General features: G+C 66.3%; 6 protein-coding genes. 5 read left to right on the forward strand and 1 reads right to left on the reverse strand.

What is annotated here, in order from left to right; translation table 11 throughout:
- The first annotated feature begins 284 nt into the window (after positions 1–284).
- From Q9G87_RS60060 to Q9G87_RS60080, 5 genes are read left to right on the forward strand one after another with little or no spacing between them, the layout of a single operon-like run.
- Complete coding sequence (locus tag Q9G87_RS60060) at positions 285–1,046, forward strand: TnsA-like heteromeric transposase endonuclease subunit (protein ID WP_305925643.1); 762 nt, start codon at positions 285–287, stop codon at positions 1,044–1,046.
- Positions 1,043–3,277, forward strand: coding sequence for a COG3415 family protein (locus Q9G87_RS60065; RefSeq protein ID WP_305925644.1), 2,235 nt, complete (start codon positions 1,043–1,045; stop codon positions 3,275–3,277). Before Q9G87_RS60060 ends, Q9G87_RS60065 begins: the two co-directional genes overlap by 4 nt.
- On the forward strand, positions 3,277–4,542 hold the full coding sequence (locus Q9G87_RS60070; protein ID WP_305925645.1) for an AAA family ATPase: 1,266 nt from the start codon (positions 3,277–3,279) through the stop codon (positions 4,540–4,542). The genes Q9G87_RS60065 and Q9G87_RS60070 overlap by 1 nt, the downstream gene beginning before the upstream one ends.
- Positions 4,535–5,614 (forward strand): TniQ family protein, encoded by a 1,080-nt coding sequence (locus tag Q9G87_RS60075; protein WP_305925646.1) that lies wholly within the window; start codon positions 4,535–4,537, stop codon positions 5,612–5,614. Before Q9G87_RS60070 ends, Q9G87_RS60075 begins: the two co-directional genes overlap by 8 nt.
- 58 nt (positions 5,615–5,672) lie before the next feature.
- Positions 5,673–6,080, forward strand: coding sequence for an HIT family protein (locus Q9G87_RS60080; RefSeq protein ID WP_305925647.1), 408 nt, complete (start codon positions 5,673–5,675; stop codon positions 6,078–6,080).
- Between the two features lie 142 nt (positions 6,081–6,222).
- Here the strand turns inward: Q9G87_RS60080 and Q9G87_RS60085 are convergent, their stop codons facing one another.
- Positions 6,223–6,786 carry a GNAT family N-acetyltransferase gene (locus Q9G87_RS60085; RefSeq protein ID WP_305925648.1) on the reverse strand — a complete coding sequence of 188 codons (564 nt, stop codon included), beginning with the start codon at positions 6,784–6,786 and terminating at the stop codon, positions 6,223–6,225.
- Positions 6,787–7,020 lie beyond the last annotated feature (234 nt).

Here is a 7,020-nt window from a genome sequence, read left to right on the forward strand (position 1 = left end):
CTGTGCCGTGACACGTTAGTTGGAACCGAGGCGTTGTCGTGAGCTGTGGTTCTGGCTTTCCGGGACATGGTTGTTGAACATAGCGGGTCACGCTACTTGGCACCGATGACGAGTTGCCACGACTGTTGGCACCGATTTCCGGGTTCGACGGACTGTGATGTGTCCTGTGCGCTTTGCTGGGGCGTATGCGAAACCTGGGTCGAAAGGCAGCAGGTGGGTTAGACGATGGAGTGAGCGGCTGCGGCCCCTTGTGGTCGCATGCGGTGGCCTGGGAGGACCTCCTGGTGCCGGTCTCGCTGGAGGCCGGTGCGTCGGCTCTGGAGTTGACCGAAGGCTGGCTTGATCGGTGGACGGTGACCCAGCGGTTTGGCGGTGCGCAGGAGTCGCGCTCGGTACGGGACCTGGTGCAGACGTCGTGGGTGGCCACAGCGCCGGTCCGCGGGTTTTCCTGGCGGCGGGGCCAGGGACATCGTCCGGGCTTGCAGTTTCTGGTCAGTACCGGTCGTCACCATGGGGCCGAGAGCCTGGAGGAGGCGCGGCTCCTGCTGGCCCTGGACTTCGCCGGTGACTTGATCGATGTCGTCTCGCAACCCTTCAGGTTGCGCTTCGAAACCGCCCATGGGAGCAGGCAGCACACGCCGGATTTCCTGGCGGCGACCCGGTCGGGGATGTGGTTGATCGATGTGCGTCCGGAGGCGTTGATCAAGGAGACGGATCGGGAGTCGTTCGCTGCGGCGGGTGAGATGGCGCTGGCCTGCGGGTGGCACTATGTGGTGGCGGCCGGCTGGCGCGAGCATGTGGTCTCGGCGCTGGATGCGTTGTCTTCACAGCGGCGGTCGCTGTCTGATCCTCTCGGGTTGCGGCCGGGACTGTTGGCATCGGTGACGTCTGCGGGTGTCGGGTTCGGTGAGCTGGCGGCCGCCAGCGGCTGTGAGCCGGTGGCTCGGGCCCAGTTGCTTCATCTTCTCTGGCATCGGCGGCTTGGGGTGAATCTTGCCGAGCCGCTGGGGGACCGATCGCTGGTGGTTGCCGGGAGGAGCTCATGATGCCGGCGGCGGCGATTTTGGACCTGTCGGCGGGTGCCGAGGTGGTGCTGGACGGGGTGCAGTGGACGGTGGAGCGGCGCGAGCCGCATCTGGGCCGGGTTGGCCTGGTGCGGCTCGACGGCGCACGGCAGCAGGTGAGTCTGCGGTTCTTGATCCATCATCCGAATTGCCGACTGTCCTCCCGCACTGCTGCGGAGGGCGCTGGCCGGGGACGTCAGCCCGCAACGGCGGGGGATCTCAAGCCGGGGCGGCGGGAGTTGGCCGAGTTGCGCATGGCCCATCTGCTGGAGGTGGCCACGGGATTTCGCAGCGGTGACCGGCTGCGGCCGGGCCCGGGGGAGCCGAAACCCGAGTACGACCCGGACACCACGACGTTGACCAGCCGGCGTCGGGCCAAGGTGGCCGAGTTGAAGGCTCTGGACCGGCAGCAGGCCAAGTTGCTGGCGCTGGACGCGGTCAGTTATCACACGTTGATCCGGTGGGAGAGCGGGCGTCGGCGCTTCGGGTTGATCGGTTGCGCCGATGATCGCTGGCTGCGGGAAAGCGGTGGCCATCCCAGCGTGAGCGAGGAGGTCCGGGAGGCGATTTTCGCCGTCCGTGAGGAGACGCTGCGCGGGGCCACGGTGAGCATGCGCACCAAGGAACGCATGATCCATCAGTACGTGCGGGAGGCGTTCGGCGCGCAGACGCCCGTGCCCAGCTACCGGACGCTCTGCCGGGTCTGGAAGGAGTGGTTCGGGCCGGGCGGTGCGCGTCAGCGTTACGCCCGCTCGGCCGAACTGCCGACGAAGAACGGGCACGTGGTGGTCCACCGGCCCGGACAGGTCGTCGCGCTGGACACCACAGTGCTGCCGGTGATGATCCGAGACGGAGTCTTCGGCGATCCGGTGAAGTGCCATCTGACGCTGGCGCTGGACGTCCACACACATTCGCTTTGCGCCTTCCGGCTCACGCTGGTCTCCGACACCGCGGTGGACGTGGCCATGGTGCTGCGCGATGTGATGATGCCCCTGCCGATGCGGGCGGACTGGGACGCCGAGCTGGAGTGGCCCTATCCAGGCCTCCCGGCTGCGGTGGTGGCCGAGTTCGCCGGCCACGAGGTGGCCGGTCTGCCGTTCTTCGCCCCGGAGACGGTGACCACCGACCACGGAGCGGTCTATCGCAACCACCACCTGGTGGAAGTGCAGCGCGTGCTCGGCTGCAACATCCTGCCGGCCCGCACCCTGCGGCCCACCGACAAGGCCGCCTGCGAGCGGGCCTTCGGCGTGATCAGACAGTTGCTGTTCGAGGAATTGCCCGGCTACACCGGAGTCGATGTCGCTGACCGGGGCGCCGACCCCGCCGCCGACGCGGTGCTGACCATGGAGGAGATGGAACACCTGATCGCCACCTGGATCGTGTCGATCTGGCAGCGGCGCATTTTGGGCGAGTGCGCTCCCAGTTGGGATCCGGATGGCTCTCACAGCCCTAACACCTTGTTCGCTGCATCCTTCGCCCAGGCCGGGTTCGCGATGGAGATCCCCGCGCCGGAACTGTTCTATGAGCTGCTGCCGGTCCACTACGTCAGCCGCATCTCGCGGCGCGGAGTGAAGATCCGCGGGCTGTGGTATGACGGCGACGCGGTGAACGACTACCGCGGCACCAAGTCCACGCGGGGCGGCAAGCACAAGGGCCAGTGGCTGATTCGCCGCGATCCGCGCGACCGCCGCCAGGTGTTCTTCCAAGATCCCATCACCCACGAGTGGCATGCGCTGGACTGGACAGGGATGCCGCCGGTCGGGCAGATGCCGGCCTTCGGCGACGCGCGAGTACGCGACCTGCTCAAAAGGGCGCAGGCATGCAGGCTCAAACCCAGATCCGACGCCGAGCTCCTGCCGGTCCTGCTGGAACTGATCGGGTCGAAGGTTCCGGTGAGCCAGTGGCCGACCCAGATGACCAAGACACAGCGCACCGAGCACGCCCGCGAAGTCACCCAGGCCGCGGCGGCTCAGGCCGATCGGCCCATTGCCTCTCCCACGACCGGAGAAGCAGATGCCTCCGGCTCATCGGCGGTGACACCGCTGGACTGGACCCGGCGCGCCCGGCAAGCCAGCGACAGCATCGACGGTGAACGTCGGCGACGGCGAGAGGAGGCGGTTCCCGTCATCCCGAAGCCTCCTCCTCGGCTCGGGGCGAGCTTCCGCGAACGGAACGTGTTCGTCCTGCCGGACGACGACGAAGAGGAACCGTGATGAACGACCTCCCTGACTCTGGCAGCGCGCTGGTTCCGTTCCTGCAACTCGGCCATCCACCGGACCGCACCAGCTGGGAGGGATGGCAGCAGTATCGGCGCACCCGCGACACCTTCATCCCCGCGCCCCGCTTGACTCTGGCCGAATACCAGAATCTGTCCCCCAGACGCCGGGCCCTGCACGACCTGCACCGCACCGCCACGCACGTGAACATGCGGCTGCAGGAGACGCCGATGAGCGTGAAGGTCGCCGATCTGATGCGCCAGCGGCTGCAGAACAACGCGGTGAAATTCATGCCCGGCACCCGGGACGGCCTGATGATCAACGGTGGCGGGTTCCAGGGCAAGACCGAAACCGCCTGCTCGGCGGCCGCCAGCTTCGAAGACCTCTGGCGCGACATCTACCAGCAGCTGCTGCCCAACCCGATGCCGGGAACGCGCGATCTGTTCGTGCCGATCGCCTACTGCCGCCTGCCGGTCCGGGCCACCCCCAAGGCCCTCTGCAGGACCATCCTGAGCCACTACGGCGACCCGCATCCGGGCAGCCTGGACGATCTGATCCGATCAGTCCGCGACACCATCCGTGACCACAACACCACGGCCTTGCTCATCGACGACATCACTCGGTTACGTCTGCATCGCGAAGACGACCAGGACACCCTGGACCTGCTGCGCGAGCTGATGGACCTGAACGTCACCTTGATCCTGATCGGCGTCGATATCCCCAACTCCGGGCTGCTGCGCGGCGCCTACGCCGATCCACGCACCAACCAATGGGTCTTCCCCGACATCAAACGCGGCAAGAGCCACAACGAGGCGGCCTCCACCCAGACCGAACGACGCTTCGACATGGTCGACCTTGACCCGTTCGACTACTCCACCCCTGACGGCATCCGAGCCTTCCTCGAACACCTAGCCGGGGTCGAAGACCAGCTACGACTGCTGCGCGCCTTCGACGGCATGCTCACCACCGGTGACATGCCCGAGTACCTGTTCCGCCGCACCCACGGCATCGTTGGCCTGCTGCGCCGCCTGATCGAGGACGGCTGCGCCAAGGCGATCGCCACGGGAGAAGAACGCCTCACACCCGAACTGCTGGCCAGCACCGACATCCGCCTGGGCAACCTCGCCGATCTCGACCCCACAACCGGCGAGATCCCCGACATTCCCCAGGATGTCCAACCACCCCGGCAAGAGCGGCAGCGCAAGAAATCCCGCAACACGGTCTTCGACGACCAGGGCGATCGATCCGCCGCCGATGGATGACACACCAACACGCCTCAGGCCACTGACCCGGAGCCTGGATCCACTCGACGGCGAATCTCTCTACGGCTTCCTGCTACGCCTGGCCTATCGGCTGCGCGTCGGACCTCGCCATCTGGCCCACCTGGCCGGCTGCACCTTCGCCGGTGAAAACGTCGGCCGCCGACACCTGCTCGACCTCGACATGGAGGTCTTCGCCAGGGTCACGCGGCTGACCGCGGACGAAGCAGCCGATCTGACCCTCATCCCATGGAAAGACCGCTATCCGCCCATCGCCCGATCACTGCCCACGATGGCCACCCGACGACCCAAACCTGACGATTGGCTGTTCACCCTTACTCCACGTCACTGCCCGCAGTGTCTCGCCGGCGACGGAACCCCTATCCAGCAGCGTTACGGCGGCCCCTGGAAAAGGTCCTGGCTCCTGCCCATCGTCTTCGCCTGCCCCGATCATCAGGTGTTCCTCCAACAGGGCTGTCCGGCGAGCCATCCCCGGCAACGACACCTCGGCCATCTGATCCTCAGATCCAGGGAGCCCACTCTGCATCCCACACAGTGCCGTGTCTCACTGGCAGAGCGACCCGGTTCCAACCCTCCTGGTGCCAAGCCAAAGATCTGTGGCGTTCGACTGGACCAGTCCCCAGACGACATCCCGCCTCGCCCCGGCGCGAGCGAGTTACAGAGCCAGCAGCGGCTTCTTGACCTTCTCGGCCCAGATCGTCCACCCGAGAAGGCGGCTCGCTTCTTCACCGATGTCCGGATGCTGGCCTCACTGATCTGCGTATCGTGGCCGCTCGGGCGTGATCTGTTCGACACCGCCATGGCTCCCGCGATCACCGAGCATGTCCGAGCGCGTGAGCAGAGTCTCACACCCCACGACGATCTTCCTGACGCCCCCGCCGCTACTGGCGCCTTGCTGACCGCAGCCATTGCTCTACTGGACGCGCCCGAGATGGCAAGACCCCTTGCCCGGCACATACGAGCCGCCTGGCCAGGGCTGGCCCACAGCATCCCCTGGGCAGAGTCCTCGCTCGCCGAGGTTCTCCGTAATCACTACTGGCACGAGCCTCAATGATCTTCACCATCTGAAACGCCTTTGCGAGCCGGGCGGGTGCGCTGTGATCATGCCGCTCATGAGCTGCACCTTCTGCCGCATCGTCGCCGGCACCGAGCCTTCACAGACCATCCACGAGGACGAGCACGCCATCGCCTTCCTCAACCTCGCCCAGGCCACCAAGGGTCACGCGCTGGTCGTCCCCAGAGCGCACCACCGAGACCTGGGGGAGATCCCAGCAGAGACGGCAGCACACGTCATGCGGGCCGCGGTCGAGGTGTCCCGCCGGCTCACCGGCGCGCTCGGGGCTCCTGGCGTGAATCTCTGGCACGCCAGCGGCGAGACGGCCTGGCAGAGCGTCTTCCACTTCCACCTTCACGTGGTGCCCCGCTTCGAGCCCACCGACCTCACGCCGCCGTGGACGGAGGTCGAGCACCCGGTCGAGTCCCTCAAGGGGCTGGCTGAGGAGATAAGAGCCTGGCGCTGAAGGTGAGCACCATCGAACCCTCGCCGAGCTGATCAACCAGTGCGCGCAGGAGGAAACCGACTCCGAGCGGCATCTGACGGCCTGGGAAACGCCCGAAACCCCGGGTCTCTTGGTCTGAGGGCCGCTGTGTTGGATACCGAGATCAGATCTGGAACATGGAAAGGGGAGCGGTGCAGAGGGTCTGCTCAGCGCCGTACTCCTCGAACGTGCTGATGGGGCGGAAGCCAAGGCGGGCGGCGAGTTTCAGAGATCGCGTGTTCGCGGTCTGGGTCACGAGCAAGACCGGCTGGTCGGGGAGTTCGTCAGCCGCAGCGCGCAACGCGGCCGTTGCGGCCTCGAATGCGAACCCCGCGCCCCATGCACTGCGCCGCAGCACATAGCCCAGTTCCAGTTCCTCGCCATCCTCGGTGACATGCCCGGGGCTATCGGTCGACCGGCGGGCGAGCATCAAGGTTCCGATGAATCGGTTCGTCGTGTTGTCCGCGATGACGTAATTGCCAGGGCTGGATGTTGCGTTGGCGGTGAGGACTGCATCGAAGCGCTGCTCGACCTCACTCCGAGGCCTGGGACCACCGATGTATTCCTGAACCTCAGGATCGGTCGAGAGCTCGATGAATCCTTCACGATCGGCATCGTGCAACGCTCTGCGAAGAAGGAGTCGCTCCGAAGGGACTTCCGTGGCAGATAGCGTGGGCAATCGGCTCATAGGCCCATGATCATAGAGCACGGGACCCTTGTCCGGGGCGGCCGCACTTGCCCGCGCCCGTGACGTTGATGCGCACCCGGCTGGCCTCCAGAACGTTCCCCCTGGTTCCCCTCGAGCGCACCAGCCAGCCGGACAGGGACCTCTCGACGATCCACCGGCGCGGCAGAACCTGGCCAGCACAGTTGGATAGTGCCAATAACCATGGCCATGTTCCAACTAACGTGTCACGGCTCA

It is taken from the genome of Nonomuraea turcica, assembly GCF_030718205.1.
Lineage (GTDB): Bacteria > Actinomycetota > Actinomycetes > Streptosporangiales > Streptosporangiaceae > Nonomuraea.